Source organism: Brevibacillus sp. MS2.2, assembly GCF_013284345.1.
Lineage (GTDB): Bacteria > Bacillota > Bacilli > Brevibacillales > Brevibacillaceae > Brevibacillus > Brevibacillus brevis_C.
Genome location: NZ_JABSUZ010000059.1, coordinates 1 through 18,153, shown reverse-complemented (window position 1 = coordinate 18,153; position 18,153 = coordinate 1). Strand labels below are relative to the sequence as shown.

General features: G+C 48.0%; 16 protein-coding genes and 1 tRNA gene. 13 read left to right on the top strand and 4 right to left on the bottom strand.

Annotation, left to right across the window (positions count from 1 at the left end):
* Positions 1 to 101 precede the first annotated feature (101 nt).
* Positions 102 to 1,337 (top strand): branched-chain amino acid ABC transporter substrate-binding protein, encoded by a 1,236-nt coding sequence (locus HP568_RS28680; RefSeq protein WP_173630885.1) that lies wholly within the window; start codon positions 102 to 104, stop codon positions 1,335 to 1,337.
* A gap of 253 nt (positions 1,338 to 1,590) precedes the next feature.
* On the opposite strand, the gene HP568_RS28675 is transcribed toward HP568_RS28680, so the two are convergent.
* Both HP568_RS28675 and HP568_RS28670 read right to left on the bottom strand, forming a co-directional pair.
* Complete coding sequence (locus HP568_RS28675; protein ID WP_015893478.1) at positions 1,591 to 1,725, bottom strand: DUF4023 domain-containing protein; 135 nt, start codon at positions 1,723 to 1,725, stop codon at positions 1,591 to 1,593.
* A gap of 34 nt (positions 1,726 to 1,759) precedes the next feature.
* Positions 1,760 to 3,628, bottom strand: coding sequence for a PAS domain-containing sensor histidine kinase (locus HP568_RS28670; protein ID WP_048034958.1), 1,869 nt, complete (start codon positions 3,626 to 3,628; stop codon positions 1,760 to 1,762).
* Between the two features lie 194 nt (positions 3,629 to 3,822).
* Between HP568_RS28670 and HP568_RS28665 the strand changes: the two genes are divergently transcribed.
* Positions 3,823 to 3,981 carry a hypothetical protein gene (locus HP568_RS28665; RefSeq protein ID WP_173630884.1) on the top strand — a complete coding sequence of 53 codons (159 nt, stop codon included), beginning with the start codon at positions 3,823 to 3,825 and terminating at the stop codon, positions 3,979 to 3,981.
* A gap of 75 nt (positions 3,982 to 4,056) precedes the next feature.
* Here HP568_RS28665 and HP568_RS28660 read toward each other — a convergent pair whose 3' ends face one another.
* A complete protein-coding gene (locus tag HP568_RS28660; protein ID WP_173630883.1) occupies positions 4,057 to 5,067 on the bottom strand; it encodes an ABC transporter substrate-binding protein in 1,011 nt (336 codons plus the stop codon).
* A gap of 264 nt (positions 5,068 to 5,331) precedes the next feature.
* On the opposite strand from HP568_RS28660, the gene HP568_RS28655 reads away from it, so the two are divergent.
* Together HP568_RS28655 and HP568_RS28650 are read left to right on the top strand one after the other, a co-directional pair.
* A complete protein-coding gene (locus HP568_RS28655) occupies positions 5,332 to 6,348 on the top strand; it encodes a FecCD family ABC transporter permease (RefSeq protein WP_173630882.1) in 1,017 nt (338 codons plus the stop codon).
* Entirely contained in the window at positions 6,341 to 7,381 is a 1,041-nt protein-coding gene (locus tag HP568_RS28650; protein WP_048034955.1) for a FecCD family ABC transporter permease, read from the top strand. The genes HP568_RS28655 and HP568_RS28650 overlap by 8 nt, the downstream gene beginning before the upstream one ends.
* A 230-nt stretch (positions 7,382 to 7,611) precedes the next feature.
* On the opposite strand, the gene HP568_RS28645 is transcribed toward HP568_RS28650, so the two are convergent.
* Positions 7,612 to 7,686, bottom strand: a tRNA-Arg gene (locus HP568_RS28645).
* 241 nt (positions 7,687 to 7,927) lie between these two features.
* Here HP568_RS28645 and rpoN point away from each other — a divergent pair.
* From rpoN to eno, 9 genes are all read left to right on the top strand, one after another.
* Positions 7,928 to 9,301, top strand: coding sequence for an RNA polymerase factor sigma-54 (rpoN, locus tag HP568_RS28640; RefSeq protein ID WP_173630881.1), 1,374 nt, complete (start codon positions 7,928 to 7,930; stop codon positions 9,299 to 9,301).
* A gap of 4 nt (positions 9,302 to 9,305) precedes the next feature.
* Positions 9,306 to 9,578: a glutaredoxin family protein gene (locus HP568_RS28635; RefSeq protein ID WP_173630880.1), complete on the top strand. Its 273-nt coding sequence runs from the start codon at positions 9,306 to 9,308 to the stop codon at positions 9,576 to 9,578.
* Between the two features lie 168 nt (positions 9,579 to 9,746).
* Positions 9,747 to 10,772, top strand: coding sequence for a sugar-binding transcriptional regulator (locus tag HP568_RS28630; RefSeq protein ID WP_173630879.1), 1,026 nt, complete (start codon positions 9,747 to 9,749; stop codon positions 10,770 to 10,772).
* Between the two features lie 18 nt (positions 10,773 to 10,790).
* Positions 10,791 to 12,155, top strand: a complete 1,365-nt coding sequence (locus HP568_RS28625; protein ID WP_173630878.1) for a Na+/H+ antiporter NhaC family protein — start codon at positions 10,791 to 10,793, stop codon at positions 12,153 to 12,155.
* 19 nt (positions 12,156 to 12,174) lie between these two features.
* Positions 12,175 to 13,179, top strand: a complete 1,005-nt coding sequence (gene gap, locus HP568_RS28620) for a type I glyceraldehyde-3-phosphate dehydrogenase (protein ID WP_048034950.1) — start codon at positions 12,175 to 12,177, stop codon at positions 13,177 to 13,179.
* 99 nt (positions 13,180 to 13,278) lie between these two features.
* On the top strand, positions 13,279 to 14,463 hold the full coding sequence (locus tag HP568_RS28615) for a phosphoglycerate kinase (RefSeq protein WP_173630877.1): 1,185 nt from the start codon (positions 13,279 to 13,281) through the stop codon (positions 14,461 to 14,463).
* 21 nt (positions 14,464 to 14,484) lie between these two features.
* On the top strand, positions 14,485 to 15,243 hold the full coding sequence (gene tpiA, locus HP568_RS28610) for a triose-phosphate isomerase (protein ID WP_048034948.1): 759 nt from the start codon (positions 14,485 to 14,487) through the stop codon (positions 15,241 to 15,243).
* A gap of 12 nt (positions 15,244 to 15,255) precedes the next feature.
* On the top strand, positions 15,256 to 16,797 hold the full coding sequence (gene gpmI / locus HP568_RS28605) for a 2,3-bisphosphoglycerate-independent phosphoglycerate mutase (RefSeq protein ID WP_173630876.1): 1,542 nt from the start codon (positions 15,256 to 15,258) through the stop codon (positions 16,795 to 16,797).
* An 87-nt stretch (positions 16,798 to 16,884) separates the two neighbouring features.
* Positions 16,885 to 18,153, top strand: a 1,269-nt coding sequence (gene eno / locus HP568_RS28600) for a phosphopyruvate hydratase (protein WP_173630875.1), incomplete at its 3' end; no start/stop codon positions are given.

The window sequence follows — 18,153 nt, the reverse complement described above, 5'->3', positions numbered from 1 at the left end:
GATTCTTCTTTCAATCATTTCTATTGCAAATTTTCTAAAATATCCTACAATAAGATTGTGATTCATAGTTTGCTTATAAATAAAGAGGGGGATGTTTTGCTATGAAAAAACAGAAATCATTGTCGATACTGGCTGCAACATTTGCTCTGAGCACATTGCTCGCGGGCTGTGGTGGAGGTACAGGGACTGGTGGACAAAGCGCGACACCACAGCCGAGCAACAATAGCGGAGGAAGCACGGGCGGTGCAAGCGGAACTACTGAGAAGCTCGTGATTGCTGTAGTTGGTCCGATGTCAGGTCAGTACTCCGATTACGGAAGCACAGCAAAAGCTGGTGCTGAATATGCATTGAAAGAAAAAAAGGAGGCATTCAAAGCACTTGGCTTTGATGTTGAATTGTCCGCGCAAGACGACCAGGCTGACCCGAAACAAGGGGTAGCAGTCGCACAAATGTTGATTTCAAATCCTGACGTAGTCGGAGTAGTTGGCCATGCTACAACAGGTGCTTCGATCACAGCAGCAGCGCAATACGAGCAAGAGAAGCTCGTAATGGTATCTCCTTCTGCAACGGGTTCAGATTTAACTGAGCAAGGCAAGAAGATCGTACACCGCATTTGTGCGCGTGATGATCAGCAAGGCTCCAAGGCTGCTATTTTTGCCAAAAATCAGTTGAATGTCAAAACGGCGTTCGTTATGCATGACAAGGCTGCTTATGGACAAGGTCTTGCGGAAGAAGTGAAAAAGCAATTTGAAAAAGACGGCGTACAAGTTCTCGGCTTTGAAGGGGTAACGGCAGGCGAGAAGGATTATAGTGCGATCATCACCCAAATCCTTGCGAAAAATCCAGAGATGATTTACTTCGGTGGATACTACTCTGATGCAGGAATCATCGTGAAGCAAGCACGTGAAAAAGGCTTCAAAGGTGTCTTTATGGGTGGAGATGGCTACGACTCTGCTGACATGGTGAAAATTGCTGGTGCGGAAAATGCCAATAACGTAGTCTTTACTTCTACTGTTGGCGATATTGGTGCAACCGAAGACGGCAAGAAATGGATCACAGACTTCGAGAGCGCGACTGGCAACAAAGTAGGGATCTTCACTTCCTTTGGTTATGACTCCATGGGTGTTATGCTGAACGGACTGGAAGAAGCGATTAAAGCAAACGGCGGCAAAAAGCCAACTCGTGAACAAGTGCTGGAAGCTGTTCACAAAACTAAAGATTACAAAGGCAAATTCGTTAACGTAACATTCAATGAAAAAGGCGACAACGACTTTGCTTCCGTATACGTGTACAAGTATGAGGATGGAAAGAAAGTATTTATGGGTGAAGCGAAGTAATTCTTCATTATGAACAAGCCGTTTGGGACATACTACGTTTGGCATGAATACCAGAATGAAAAGGAAGGGATTCTGTTGTCAAACAATCGTAATACGAAGAATGGCGGCAACCAGGGACACAGCAGCAAGACGCAAGGCACCCAGAAGCAAAAGTCCGAAAAAGATCGTAACCTGAATAAGCAGGATCCACAATAACAATGACAAAAGCCCACCCGTTTTAGCCAAAGGAGCTCAACGGGTGGGCTTTTGCTTGTTAAATACCTTGCTTGCTAGGCAAACGTTTTTCGGGATGACCGTAGCCCTGATGCTGTCTGCTTCGCAGGTTTTTCGCTTGGGATTCGCGAATTTTGGCCACGAACTCACTCGTGCTCATTTTGGTGAAATCCATAGGGCACCTCCGCTGAGATGAGATGTACACCTTTCTAGGATGACCCAATTTGGTCTGGTACAATCGGCAGTGTTATCTCTACCACTGTACCTTCGTGCTCCCTGCTTTTAATTTCCAGACTGCCGTTGTGGTCTTTCATGATTTTGCTGCTGATCATGAGGCCGAGGCCAGTCCCGTTTTCTTTTGTCGTGAAAAAGGGGGCACCCAGCTTGTGAATCATTTCTTCAGAGATTCCACAGCCAGTATCCGTGAGCGTAATGAGTACTTGATGATTGTCTTTTAAGGCGGTGGCAATAAGAACCTCACCATGTCCGTCGATTGCTTCGATGGCATTTTTAATGATGTTGATAAAGACCTGCTTGAGCTGGTTTTCTTCTCCCGCAATGATCGGATGGTAAGCAAATGCGGTACGGAAATGGATGTTTTTCAAATTTGCTTCCGACCTCAATAGTGCCAAGACGTTTTCCAGCAAAGGGATGAGCGGAAGAGGTTTGATTTGGATGCTATGTGGCTTTGCCAAGACTAGCAATTCACTCACAATAAAATTAATCCGGTCCAATTCAGAGAGCATGATGTCGGCGTACTGCTGGTTATCATTCATGCTCGGATAAAGAAATTGGATAAAGCCCTTCAAAGATGTGAGCGGATTGCGAATCTCATGAGCGATTCCAGCAGCCAGCTCTCCAATCACGGACAGCTTCTCAGCCTTCCGTAATAATTCCTCGTTATTTCGGCGTTCTGTAATATCGCGCGATACGATGATAAAGCCATCACAATCTCCCGTTTTCGTCAGGATGGGGGCACCCTTTGATTCGAGGACGATCCATTTGTTATATTTCGTTTGGAAACGAAACTCGCATATTTTTGGTTCTTGGGTCGCCAGTAAATGATGAAAGTGGTCAATGACAGTTTGTCGATCTTCTGGATGAATCTCGGCAAAGGTGAGCTGACGGCAATGTTCACTCGTTTCGATTACGCGTGAATGCGAAGGGGAGAGATAGAGGATATCCCCGTTCTTGTCCGTAATCAGAATAAGATCATCTGTGTATTCCGAGATGATTTTGTTCGTATTCTCGCTTTTAAACAAGGCGGCCTCAGAGTATTTGCGTTCGGTGACATTTCGCGAGACTAACATGATGTTTTGGACGTCTCCTCCCGCGCTTAAAATGGGGATACCGCGTGTTTCGAAGGAGACCTCGTTTCCGTTCCTATCCATAGAGCGCGTCTCGAAATGAACGGGTTGTTTCGTTGCCATGATCTCTTGAAATTTGTCCCGGAACATAGGGACATCCTCTGGATGTGTGAGTTGCAGATTGTTAGGGGAAGTAACCTCGGCTGGAACAAATCCCAATTGCTCGATTGATGGGGATGCATAGATGCGTCGCATGGATAAATCATAAATCGTCACGATATCCTGGGTATGATCAATGAGGAGACGATATTTGGCTTCGGTTTGACGCAAGGCCTCTTCCATTTTTTTGCGTTCGGAAATGTCACGGGTAATGCAGGAAGCACCAATAATTTTTCCGGTTTCATCTTTGATTGGAGCAGCCGACAGAATGACATCCATCTTCGTTCCATCTTTTCGCTGCCTGATGGTTTCGTAATTGGTTAGTAATACACCCATGCTCCTGACCGCATCAAATAACTGTTTGGTCTCGTTCCTATACTCGTATGGAATAAAGCAAAGCGGTGAAGCGTAAATCTCCTCCATGGACCAACCGTAGTATTGCTCAAAAGCATGATTCACCAGGACGATATTGTTATCGAGATCACTAATCGAGATGGCATCTGTCGTGAAGTGAAAAAATGCTTTTAATATTTGATCTGGAAATAACACTTGTGTGATTTCCTTTTTTGAGCGTTTCTTTTTCCATAAGAAAGGGGTATTAAGCTTGTTCATCAGATTTCCCCCGCATAGTCTATCAAGGATTTGAGTGAGATAGCGTTGTCGTAACTATTCGAGATATAGAAGCCATTTTCCTATCAAAATTTGGAATAGTTTGCTATTCCATAATGAATTGGTGATGCATGAAGGTTCTGACTCGCATGGAAATCAGCTATAATGAAAGTTAGAAAAAAGTCGGGGGTGTATGCATGACAACTGGTTTTATCGTTGCGTTGGTGCTCATCTTTATCGTCATCATCGGTGCGACGATTTTGGTTACAAACAAAGCTTATTCGCGTAAACCTGAACAAATAGATCCGATTCTGCCCAGTAAGGATACTGTTGGAAAGAAGGAACTCGATCAATAATGCCAGTAGGCAAAAGAACAGGAGTGGTTATCTCAACCACTCCTGCTTCATTGACGGTATCGGAAAGTATATAGCCTACAGTTTGGAGAAGCGTTCTACGATGTCATCAACGAGCAGTTCAGCAGAAAGGATACCGCCGCCTACGTTCCAGATCACTTCGTCAACTTGGAATGCCTTATTGTTTTTCGCGACATTCAGTTTTTGATAGAGCGGATCTTTCATCCATTCCTCGGTGTATTTATTGGCAGATCCATCACCGGAGTAATCGCCGATCCAGAAAAACATAATGTCGCCATCCATTTCAGACATGAGCTCTTTTGGAATGTCTTTTTTGAACTCATCGATGTCTTGGGAGGCTGGTCGAGCAAAGCCGAGCTGGCTCAGAACAACGCCAGAGAAAGTGTCTTTCAAGTAAAGACGGGTTGTGCCTGCTACGAAACGAGCAACAGAGACTTTCATCTTCGTCTTGTCACCCAGTTTTCCTTTTGCATCCTCAATCTTCTTATCGAAATCAGCCATTAGCTTGTCGCCTTCAGCTTTTTTATTCAGTGCTTCTGAGTAAAGGGCAAAGTTGATTTTCCATCTGCCTACGAGATCCTCGGAGAAGACGGTTGGGGCAATCGCGGAAAGCTGATCGTATACTTTTTCTTGCCCTTGGCGTCCTTTTGTTCCCAGAATCAGGTCTGGCTTCAGGCTGGCGATCAGCTCAACGTTTGGTTGGTTCTCGTCGCCCAATTCAACTGCATCCTTCATTTTCTCTTTAATATGTGGATGCCATGGGTCACCAGGTTTACCGAGGCCACTCATGACAGCCCCAACTGGCGTAATCCCTAATGCGAGAACTGCCTCTGTGCTTTCACTGGTAAGAGTGACGACGCGTTGAGGAGTCCCTTTTATTTTTGTTGCCCCCATAAAGTGTTTTACTTCTCTCTCTTCAGACGCTGCCGGTGCTGGTGTAGTTGTTGACGCAGCTGGAGTAGAAGAAGATGAGCTGGATGAAGGCGTTGCCTGTCCCCCGCAGCCTGTTACGAGCATGACAACGGAAAGCATAGCCCCGAGCATCAAACGCAGGGAAGTTTTGCGCATGATGGAAAATCCCCCTTTTAACTGATAATGATTATCATTTTTCTTCACTACTGTATATGCATATATGACAATGTGTCAATATATTTTTTGGAATCAAAGGAAAACTATAGATATTTTTGTACTAAATTTTCCAATAGCGATAATAAAAATCAATATCATTGACTAGCCCTATGCGCAAGCTTAGACTGATTAGTGGGAGAAACTTACATACATTGTAGTGAATAGACAGAATAGGTAGAATGCAACGGAAAGAAGGGAACAGGCGTGAACGTGATTTTGTCCAGCCGACTGCAAAAGACTACTGTACTCATAATAGGACTCGTCGTCCTGGCAGTCGTGATGGTAGCTAGTATCCTTTTCGGAATCAATCGGTATTCGCTCACTACTGCGGTAGAGGCATACACCCAATTTTCCGGTTCAGAGGAACATTTGATAATTACGAGTTCCCGAATGCCACGTACACTGACGGCGGTAGCAGTGGGGAGCAGCCTCGCTGTAGCAGGTGTTTTGTTGCAGGCGTTGACTCGTAACCCTTTGGCCTCACCATCTCTTATCGGTGTGAACGCTGGAGCTGCAGCTGCTATTGTGACGACGATTGCTGTTTTTGGCTCGCAATTCCCTATGTCGCAAATGATGTGGGCAGGCTTTATCGGAGCCGGGGTGACTGCTCTGCTTGTATACGGGTTGGCTTCCGCTGGGCGGGGAGGCATGACTCCGATTAAGCTGACACTTTCGGGGGCAGCGGTTGCTGCTTTTGCTTCGTCTGTGACTTCACTATTTATGCTGCTGCAAGAAAAGACGATGACAGAGGCCTTTTACTGGTTAGTTGGTTCTGTGGAGGGAAGACAGCTCGATCATTTTTTTATGATCGTTCCTTATTTGCTAGTAGGCTGGTTAGGCGCTATGCTACTGACCGGCTCGTTAAACTTGATGGTACTCGGTGATGATGTAGCGACTGGCCTGGGTCAAAAGATTATCCTGGTAAAAGCAACAGCGATATTGATCGTGGTGCTCTTGGCAGGTGGGAGTGTCGCGCTCGCCGGACCGATTGCATTTGTGGGGATCATCATACCGCATCTTTGCCGTTTTTTAGTGGGCCTTGATCATCGCTGGTTGATTCCCTATTCGATTGTCTTCGGCGGAGCTTTTCTGGTTTGCGCTGATTTACTTTCTCGCCTTGTCTTGATGCCTATGCGTTTGGAAGTACCAGTAGGCGTAGCAACTGCCATGATCGGAGTGGCTTTTATTATCCCGCTGGTCAGGGGGAGGGCGTATGCATAGACATGTAGTTATTCGGACCAAAAAGCCAGCGCTCTCGTTTCATGTAAATAAGCGGGCGTTAGGAATTAATTTCATCTTATTTTTGCTGTTATCTGTTGTGATTGTACTGAGTATTGGCTTAGGAAGCTTGCATATTCCTGTGTGGGAAGTCATCAAAGCTTTTGTGGGAGCGGGCAGTGATCAGAATGAATTGATCGTGCTGGATTGGCGATTGCCTCGCGTTGTCGTTTCAGTCATGGTAGGGGCCTCCCTGGCGGTATCGGGGGCCATCTTGCAGTCCTTGGTGCGAAATCCATTAGCTTCGCCTGATTTGATCGGGACTACAGCGGGAGCGACGGCAGCGGCGGTAGCATTTATCACTTTCGCAAAAGATGTAAGTGTGCAATGGATGCCATTGGTCGCCTTGATCGGTGGATTGTTAACCGCTACGCTTACGTATCTGACTGCATGGAAGGAGGGAGTCTCACCTTTTCGCCTCGCGCTGGTCGGTGTATGTATCTCAGCGGGGATGGGGGCATTAACGATCTTTTTCCTGGTGATCACCCAAACCCATAAAGCCTCAAACGCTCTCGGGTGGATGACTGGAACGGTGTACGGAATGTCTTGGGTAAATGTGATGACGCTGCTTCCGTGGACCGTGTTGTTTCTCGGCGCTACGATTTTCCAAATCCGTTATTTGAATGCCCAGGAGCTCGGTGATGATATCGCCAAAGGCATTGGCGTAGCGATTGATAAAAAGAGATTGCTCTTGATTGCGATCAGTGTGGCACTGGCAGGTGCTGCGGTCGGTGTGGCAGGAGGAATCAGTTTTATTGGGTTGATGGCTCCACACATTGCTCGCAGGCTAGTTGGCTCTGCGTATGGCTACTTGCTTCCGGCTTCAGCTATTTTGGGCGGGATGCTCGTCGTCTTGGCTGATTTGATTGGGAGAACGGTGTTTTTACCGCATGATTTGCCAGCAGGGATCTTTACCGCAGCGATTGGAGCGCCGTTTTTTGTGTATCTTTTGTATAAAACGAGGAATCATCAGTAGGGAATCGATGTGTGTTTAACTATAGTTGAGTGAGGACCCTGAAGGAGAGTAATGCTTCAGGGGTTTTTCGTATTCACTATCTGCCAATTCAATAGAACTATCAAAGGACAACCAGTAAAGGTAGCGCATGAAAAACAGCCCTTAATCGGGCCTGTTTTGTGTTACCATGGGGGTTCAACATAAAAAAGCGACCTCTGGAAGTCCAAGAGATCGCTTTATGCTTGTAAGTATGGTACGCCTGAAGGGAATCGAACCCCCGCACATGGTTCCGGAGACCATTGCTCTATCCACTGAGCTACAGGCGTATATTGTGACGACAACTTTTATTATAAAACATCGAGAATCTCAATGCAAACGAAAAAAATAGTTCAACAGAAAAAACTAGCAATAAGGTAAGCGAGATTGAAAAAGTCCATTGGTGAAGATCTTTCGACATTTTTTGTGTTCTGCTTCATCAATTTGGCAGGAAAATTGCATGAGAGAACGAATATAATGAAAATAAAGAGTCATCGAGCAGCATGAGCAAGTGCGAAGGAGGCGAGCTTCATGAACATGGGATTGGGGTTATTTCAAGAACAAACACTGAAATTAGTGATGACGCCGGAATTACGCCAAGCGATTACCATATTGCAGTATTCAGCCATTGATCTCATCTCCTATTTGCAGGATCAGGCCAATGAGAATCCTGTTTTTGACCTTGAAGTGGCTGGAGAAGTCGCTTCTGCAAAAGCAGAGAAACCAGCTCCTGAGATTGACTGGAAAGAAATTGTGGGCAATCGCGCGACAGGTGAGTACGGTTCGTCGAAAAATGAAAGCACTTACAATCCGCTGGATTACGTCCAGCAAGGTGCGGAGACGCTGTACGAACATTTGGAGCGTCAACTCGGCTATGTAAAAGGATTCTCGTCGCTGCAAAAACAGATCGCTCTCTTTTTGATCGGGAATCTGGATGAGAAGGGGTATTTGGAAATTACTCTGGAGGAAGCGAGTGCGCGACTGGGCGCTGAAATGCTGGAAATTGAGGACGTGTTGTCCGTTTTGCAGCATTTTGATCCGGTAGGCGTAGCTTCACGCAGCTTAGAAGAATGTCTTTTGCTGCAGCTCGGGCATTTGGCACTCGATGACGAAAAGATCGTTCAGGTCGTTCGCAACCACCTGCAAGATTTGGCGGACAATCGCTATCAGCGGATCGCAGACAAAATCGGATGTACACCGCAAGAGGTACAGGCGATGGCAGACCTGATCCGTACGCTGAATCCGCGTCCAGGTGCTGCCTTTTCCACAGTGGAGACAAGATATGTCATTCCAGATGTGACGGTAGAGAAGGTCGGGAATGATTATGTAGTATTGGTCAATGATGTTGCTGCACCGCGGTTGAAAATCAACAGCTTCTATGAAAAAATGCTGAGCCAGCAAAAAAGTCAGGATGAAGCCAAACAATTCATTCACGATAAGCTGAATGCCGCCATGTGGCTGGCAAAAAGTCTGGAGCAGCGCCGTCTGACGCTCATGCGTGTAACACAGGCTATTCTCGATATGCAACGGGAGTTTTTTGATCGGGGGATTCATTATTTAAAGCCCATGACACAAAAGGAAATAGCAGAGCGGGTCGGCCTGCACGAATCGACGATCAGCCGGGCAACCAGCAACAAGTACGTCCAGACACCGCGCGGAATCTTTGAGCTGAAGTATTTCTTTACGTCAGCGCTCTCTACTTCCAGTGGGGAAGCTACTTCTTCTGAGAGTGTTAAGCGCAGAATTAAAGCACTGATCGAGCAAGAAGATCGAAAGTCTCCGTTATCTGATCAAAAGCTGGGTGAGATGCTGCTTACAGAGGGGATTGAAATCTCACGCCGCACGGTTGCCAAATACCGGGAAGAAATGCTGATTCCATCGTCGGCCAAACGAAAGAGGTTTTAAGGGCATGAATGAAAAAACGTTTGAAATTGTCTTGTACGGACGAAATAAATGTCATTTGTGCGACGAGGTAGAACTCTACATCCGCAGTCTGGCGGAGGAGTTCCCCCTTCGTATGCGCGTAGTCGATATTGAAAGTGATCCCGTCTTGCATGAAGAAATGATGTTTGTCATTCCAGTCGTCGAGATTGATGGAGAAATCGTGTTTCGCTCTATTACACATGTGGTGACGCTCGAGGAGCTGCGAAACGAATTACATAGACGTGCCGCTCGGTCATGAGTGGCACTTTTTTATAGGGGCTCGGGGAAAACTTGCAAGATATTGTTAAATATGATACATTCAAGTTGTAGCAAGTGATCTTTTTTTTGCACCAAGCGGGACATAAAATGTATATACAGGGACATAAAACGTCCCGATCAACAATTTGTAACCAAGGAAGAAGGTATAATGCGACGTTTACTGGAACTGCAACAAAAATTGTTGCCTGACTTGATTCAGGTTTTGCGTCAGCGGTACATGTTACTCCGATCCATCTATCATTTGCAGCCGATTGGCAGAAGAGGTCTAGCTCAAGCCATGGATACCACTGAGCGTATTTTGCGGGCAGAAGTGGAGCTGCTAAAAGAGACGGGGCTCCTTCATGTAACGGCTGCGGGAATGAGCCTGAGTGAAGAAGGACAACAAGTCTTGGACGACATGGAGCCTCTCGTCGGAGAGTTATTCGGCCTTACTGACTTGGCAGAGCGCCTGCAAAAAAAGCTGGGCATAGCAGAAGTCATTGTGGTGCAGGGCAATGCAGATCAATCGCCTTGGGTAAAGGAAGAGCTTGGACGGGTAGGGGCAAGGGTCCTCAAACAGGTCGTGCAAGAAGGAGACATTGTAGCGGTAACAGGTGGTTCATCCATCGCCAGCGTAGCAAGTCATCTGACGCCTTCGGCTTCGTTCAAAAACGTTCAGTTTGTCCCTGCGCGCGGTGGACTGGGAGAACGCGTAGAGCTGCAAGCAAATACGCTTGCTTCCGCCATGGCAGCGAAAACAGGTGCTTCTTATCGGCTTCTTCACGTACCGGATCGCCTTCATCCAGAAGCCTTGCAGACATTGGTTAAAGAGCCGCAAGTACAAGATGTGCTGTCGCTCTTGGGCGAAACCCGAATCGTTTTGCATGGAATCGGGGATGCCGTCACGATGGCGAGAAGGCGGAATTATTCGGAGGAAGAGCTCGCAGAATTAGTGGAGACGGGCGCTGTATCAGAAGCATTCGGCTACTACTTTAATGAAGCGGGAGAAACGGTCCACAGAATGCCGACAATTGGTTTACAGCTAGAGGAAGTGCACAAGGCAGAAACTGTGCTCTCCATTGCGGGGGGCGAAAGCAAGGCAAAAGCGATTCTTTCCTTTGCTAAGCAATCGTGTCAGAATGTACTCATTACGGACGAAGGGGCAGCTTACACGCTGTTGTCCACACGATTGTAACGGAAGGAAGTCGGTCGCATGTCTATCACATCGGTAACACCTATCTTGGCAATGATCGCTGGCATCATTTTGAGCCTATCGCTCGGTTTTCCGATTGCATGGGGGATTGTTTTTGCGATCTTGGTCACACTGGTTAGTGTAAAAAGATTGGGTTATCCGTGGAAGCAGCAGTTCGTGTTTGGCTGGGAAGGTGTCCAAAAGGCAAAGCCCGTCCTTACGATTCTGTTTTTAGTAGGACTCTTGATTCCGCTATTAATGATGGGAGGAACCATTCCCGCCATCATTTACTACGGATTATCGATTGTGAATGTCGAGTATTTATTCGTCCTCTCTTTTCTGTTGACCGCAGGCGTCAGTTATTTATTGGGTACATCAATCGGTACGCTGAGTACGATTGGGCTGTCCCTGATGGGCATTGCACACGCAGCAGGGATATCACCTGCGATCGTAGGTGGTGCGCTCATCTCTGGAGCGATGGTGGGGGAACGTTTCTCGCCGATATCCAGCAGTCGATTACTGGTACTTTCCAATGTCGGTATGACAGAAGAGCAGGAAAGAAGAATACGGCGTCCTGCTTTGCTTACGGTAGCGATTTGCGCGTTACTTTTCCTGATCCTTGATCTGTTTCGACCTCAGGCGAACTCGACGGATACCATTCAGATGTACCAAGAGCTGTTAGTCAGTTATTTTTCTGTACATTGGCTGCTCATGCTGCCTCTCGTCGTGTTAATTGCCTCTTTTGCACTGAGAGTAAAAGCAGTAAAGGCATTGTTTTTCGGTATCGGAGCCAGTGCGATTCTAGTCGGGATCAATGGGAATTTGGATGTGAAGACGTTTTTTACATCGATGCTATATGGATTTGAGCTTCATTCAGGAACGCCGCTGGATCAACTGGTCCATGGGGGCGGGATGTTCGCCATCTTCAATGTTCTGGCGTTAATCATTCTCGCAGGCTTTTTAAACGGCATTTTGAACAGAGCCAATTTATTAACCCCCATCGTAGACAAAATGATGGGCCATACAAAAAATAAAACGGTATTGGTAGCGAAGGCAGCGGCATTGTCGTTGTTAGTGGTTATCATCAGCTGTAATCAAACCATTCCAATACTGGTTCTCGGCTCGACTCTTCTCGGGAGGTTCTCCCAATGGGATGGAGGGCGTGAGCTGTTGGGCAAGACGATGCTGGACTCCACAGTGGTCATGCCTGTACTGATCCCTTGGAACGGACTATCGATGATGATGGCACTCACGTTAGGTGTTTCAACGATCCAGACATTGCCCTTTGTGTTTTTTCCAATCTTATTACCGATTGTTACGATATTATCGACTCGCTGGTTTTCGCCAGAGGGCAAGTTTCTCGCGATGAAGAATAAAGCTAGCTAATGAGCAGGAGGTATACATTATGGTAAAAGTAGGTATTAACGGATTTGGTCGTATCGGTCGTAACGTATTTCGTGCAGCACTGAACAATCCGAATGTAGAAATCGTAGCGGTCAATGACCTGACAGATGCACACACACTGGCGCACCTTTTGAAATATGACTCTGTTCATGGTGTTCTGAACGTGAGCGTTGAAGCTTCCGAGAACACGCTCATCGTTGATGGCAAAGAAATCAAGGTGTTGGCAGAGCGCGATCCAGCACAACTCAAGTGGGCAGATTACGGTGTTGAAATCGTAGTGGAATCGACTGGACGCTTCACGAAGCGCGAAGATGCAGCGAAGCACTTGGAAGGTGGCGCGAAAAAAGTCATCATCTCCGCTCCAGCAACAAACGAAGACATTACAGTCGTAATCGGTGTAAACGAAGACAAGTACGATCCAGCACAACACACTGTGATCTCCAACGCATCCTGCACAACGAACTGCTTGGCGCCTTATGCGAAGGTTCTCAATGAAAAATTCGGTATCGTACGCGGCTTGATGACAACCGTTCACTCTTACACCAATGACCAACAAATTCTCGACCTGCCGCACAAAGATTTGCGCCGTGCCCGTGCAGCTGCGGAGAACATTATCCCAACCTCTACAGGAGCGGCAAAAGCGGTAGCACTCGTACTGCCTGAGCTGAAAGGCAAGCTGAATGGTTTCGCAATGCGCGTACCAACTCCAAACGTATCCGTAGTGGACTTGGTAGTTGAACTGAAAACAGACGCAACTGTTGAAGAAATTAACAACGCTCTGAAAGAAGCGGCAGAAGGCCCACTCAAAGGCATTCTCGGCTACTCCGAAGAGCCGCTCGTATCCTCTGATTACAATGGAAACCCTGCATCCTCCACAATCGATGCTTTGTCTACAATGGTACTGGAAGGAAACATGGTGAAAGTCGTTTCCTGGTATGATAACGAGTGGGGTTACTCCAATCGTGTCGTAGACTTGTGTCATTATGTTGCACAGCGCGGCTTCTAACACGTAAAATAGAACTGTTGTGGAAAAAAAGGGAGAGCAATCTCCCTTTTCCCATATCTTTTTTCCGAATAAAAAGCCAATGATTTGGGAGGATCGTTCATGAACAAGAAATCTATCCGCGATGTTGAGCTGGCAGGCAAGCGCGTATTCTGCCGTGTCGACTTTAATGTGCCGATGCAGGACGGGGTAATCACCGACGATACACGCATTCGTGCTGCTGTACCAACCATCCGTTTCATGATGGAGGCAGGAGCCAAAGTAATCCTGGCGAGCCATTTTGGGCGTCCTAAAGGCCAAGTAGTGGAAGAGATGCGTCTTACTCCTGTCGCAGCACATCTATCCTCGCTCTTGGGCAAGGACGTGCGTAAGCTGGAGGATTGCCATGGTGCTGACGTAGAAGCGGCAGTAGAACGGATGGAGTCTGGCGACGTCATTCTGTTGGAAAACGTACGCTTCCATGCGGGAGAAGAAAAGAACGATCCAGAACTGGCAAAAAGCTTTGCGGCCTTGGCTGATCTGTTTGTCAATGATGCTTTCGGGACAGCTCACCGGGCACATGCTTCTACAGCGGGAATCGCTGAGTACATACCAGCAGTTGCGGGCTTGTTGATGGAAAAGGAGATTCGCTTCATGGGCGGAGCCTTGTCCAATCCGGAGCGTCCGTTTACAGCGATTGTCGGCGGTGCAAAAGTAAAAGATAAGATTGCTGTCATTGAAAATTTGTTGACCAAAGTCGATCACCTGATTATCGGTGGCGGTATGGCGAATACATTCCTCAAAGCACAGGGCTATGGCATTGGTGCTTCTCTGTGTGAAGACGACAAGCTCGATCTCGCACGTACGTTGATGGATCAGGCAAAAGAGCGCGGCGTTCAATTGCTGATGCCAGTTGATGTTGTGGTAGCTGACCGTTTTGCGGCAGATGCAGAAAAGCAGGTCGTTGCAATCGATGCGATTCCAGAGGGCTGGATGGCACTCGATATCGGTCCAAAAACAGTAGAGCAGTACCACAGCGTCATTGTAGAATCCAAAACAGTGGTGTGGAACGGTCCGATGGGCGTATTTGAAATGGATGCTTTTGCAGCCGGCACGATTGGTGTAGCCAAGGCGATGGCAGCATGCAGCGGTACGACCATCATCGGTGGCGGCGATTCCGTAGCGGCTGTGGAAAAAGCAGGCGTAGCCGAGCAGATGACACACATTTCTACAGGCGGCGGAGCGTCCCTGGAATTCATGGAAGGCAAGGAACTGCCAGGCGTAGCTGTGTTGGCAGATAACCAATAAGAGCGAAGAGGGGGAGTTTGCATGCGAACACCAATTATCGCGGGGAACTGGAAGATGTTCAAAACGATGGCCGAGGCAAGAGCGTTTGCACAGGAAGCCAAGGCAGGTAACCATACTTCCGGGGTACAAAAAGTCATTTGCGCACCTTTTACAGCGTTAGCTGCACTTAAGGAAGAGCTGGCGGGCACGGATATTGCCATCGGCGCACAAAACATGCATTTTGAAGAGCAAGGTGCTTATACAGGCGAAATCAGCGCGTCCATGCTGAAAGAAATCGGTGTAGAGTACGTGATTCTTGGTCACTCCGAGCGCCGTCAATATTTCAATGAGACAGATGAGACCGTGAACAAAAAGGTTGTAGCCGCATTAGCAGCAGGTCTCGTACCGATTGTGTGCGTAGGCGAGAGTCTGGAGCAACGGGAAGCGGGCGAGACAGCTGACGTAGTCCGTACGCAGACAGAAGGTGCCTTTGCTGGAGTGGACGCTGCACAAGTGGCGGATACCGTTATTGCATACGAGCCGATTTGGGCGATTGGTACAGGCAAGTCTTCCACGGCAGAGGATGCCAATGAAACGATTGCTATCATTCGCAGCGTAATCGGTGAACGCTTCGGACAAACGACAGCCGAGAAAGTGCGCATTCAATACGGCGGCAGCGTAAAGCCGGAAAACATCGCAAGCTACATGGCACAGCCAGACATCGACGGAGCATTGGTTGGTGGCGCGAGTCTCGTAGCGGACAGTTACTTGCAGCTTGTGGCAGGAGCTACGTCGCGATAGGAGGAGAAAACAATGGCACAAAGACCAAAACCGGTTGCCCTTTTGATTGTGGATGGTTTTGCTCTGCGGAACGAAACGTATGGAAACGCAGTAGCACAAGCCAGCAAGCCGAATTTTGACCGTTACTGGAACCAATACCCTCACGCGACCCTGGAAGCAAGTGGGCTGGCTGTTGGACTGCCAGAAGGACAGATGGGGAACTCCGAGGTAGGCCATCTCAATATCGGAGCAGGGCGTGTTGTTTATCAGGATTTGACGCGCATTACCAAGTCGATTCAAGAAGGCGCTTTTTTTGAAAACGAAACACTGATCGCAGCTTTCCAGCACGCGAAGCAAAACGGCAAGCAGCTCCATCTGTTCGGACTTTTGTCCGATGGTGGTGTACACAGTCACATTGACCACCTGTTTGCGATGCTCGAGTTGGCGAAAAAGCAGGACTTTGCGGATGTGTTCATCCACGGTTTCCTCGATGGCCGCGATGTATCGCCTGACAGTGCAGTGGGCTATATCGAACAGCTGCAAGCCAAAATCGCAGAAATCGGTGTTGGCCACATTGCTACGGTACAAGGTCGCTACTATGCGATGGATCGGGACAAACGCTGGGATCGCGTAGAGAAGGCGTATCGTGCCATGGTGTACGCAGATGCTCCGGCTTATCGTGATCCGGTTCAAGCGGTAAAGGAATCCTACGAAAAGTCCATTATGGATGAATTCGTCATGCCAACCGTGATTCTCGATGAAGCAGGCAAACCTGTGACGACCGTTCAAAGCGGCGATTCGATTATTTTTTATAATTTCCGACCGGATCGTGCGATTCAAATGTCGCAAGCCTTTACGAATGAAGACTTCCGTGGCTTTGACCGCGGAGATAAGCGACCACGCGATCTGCATTTTGTGTGCCTGACGCATTTTTCCGAGACGGTTGACGGGTATGTCGCTTACAAGCCTTCCAATCTGGATAATACATTGGGAGAGGTGCTTTCCCAGCACGGCTTAAAGCAGCTGCGCATTGCCGAGACAGAGAAATATCCGCATGTGACGTTCTTCTTCAGTGGCGGGCGTGAAAAGGAATTTCCAGGTGAGACGCGTATCCTGATTCCTTCGCCAAAAGTAGCGACGTACGATCTACAGCCAGAGATGAGTGCACCAGAGCTGACAGACGCTGTTGTCGCTGAGATTGAGGCAGACAATTTTGACGCGATCATCCTGAACTTTGCCAACTGCGACATGGTTGGTCATTCCGGTATGATGGAGCCAACGATCAAAGCAGTCGAGACGGTTGATGCATGCTTGGGCCGAGTAGTCGATGCCATCGTAGCAAAAGGCGGCGTAGCCATCATCACGGCTGACCACGGCAACGCGGATCTGATGCTGGATGAAGCGGGACGCCCGATTACTTCACACAGTACGTATCCGGTGCCTGTAATCGTGACCAAAGACGGGGCTGTTCTGCGCAAAGACGGTATTTTGGCCGACTTGTCGCCAACGCTTTTGGAGCTTTTGGGGGTAGCGCAACCGGTTGAAATGACAGGCAAATCGTTACTTGCAAAATAGGCTTTACTGGGACACACTGTAAGGGTAGCTTGGCTTTTATCGAAAAATAGATTGTAAGTGCACATGAAAAAAGGAGATGGACGAGAAATGGCAATGATTACTGACATTTATGCACGCGAAATTATGGACTCCCGCGGTAATCCAACTGTGGAAGTAGAAGTGTATCTCGAAGATGGCTCGATGGGTCGCGCAGATGTTCCATCTGGAGCGTCTACAGGTGCGTATGAAGCAGTTGAGCTTCGCGACGGTGACAAATCCCGTTACTTGGGCAAAGGCGTTCTGAAAGCTGTAGAAAACGTGAATGAAATCATTGCTCCTGAACTGATCGGCATGGATGCCCTCGATCAAGTTGGTATCGATATGGCGATGATTCAGCTCGACGGCACGCCAAACAAAGGCAAGCTGGGCGCAAACGCGATTCTCGGCGTGTCCATGGCAGTAGCACGTGCGGCCGCAGATTCTCTCGGCGTTCCTCTCTACAACTACCTCGGCGGCTTCAACGCGAGAATGCTGCCAGTTCCTATGATGAACATCCTGAACGGTGGTAAGCACGCAGACAACACCGTAGACATTCAGGAATTCATGGTTATGCCAGTAGGTGCGACATCCTTCAAGGAAGCGCTGCGCACAGGTGCGGAAATTTTCCACTCCCTGAAAAAAGTATTGGGTGAAAAAGGCCTGAGCACAGCAGTAGGGGATGAGGGTGGTTTTGCTCCAAACCTGAAATCCAACGAAGAAGCGATCACAACCATTTTGGATGCGATCAAGGCAGCGGGCTATGAGCCAGGCAAAGACGTGTTCCTCGCGCTGGACGTAGCAGCTACAGAAATGTTCAAAGACGGCAAATACCACTTCGAAGGCGAAGGCGTTGTGAAAACAACAGAAGAAATGATCGCATTCTACGAAGATCTGGTAAACAAATACCCAATCATCTCCATCGAAGACGGTCTGTCTGAAGACGACTGGGATGGCTGGAAAGCGCTGACTGACAAGTTGGGCAGCAAAGTTCAGCTGGTTGGTGACGACTTGTTCGTAACGAACACAGAGCGTCTGGCTCGCGGAATCGAGACCTCCACAGGTAACTCCATTCTGGTAAAAGTAAACCAAATCGGTACGCTGACAGAAACCTTCGAAGCGATCGAAATGGCGAAGCTGGCAGGCTATACAGCGGTCATCTCCCACCGTTCCGGTGAAACCGAAGACTCTACAATCTCTGATATCGCAGTCGCTACAAATGCTGGTCAAATCAAGACTGGTGCGCCTTCCCGCACTGACCGCGTAGCGAAGTACAACCAATTGCTGCGTATTGAAGACGAACTCGCTGATACAGCTCGCTTTGGCGGTCGTTCTGCCTTT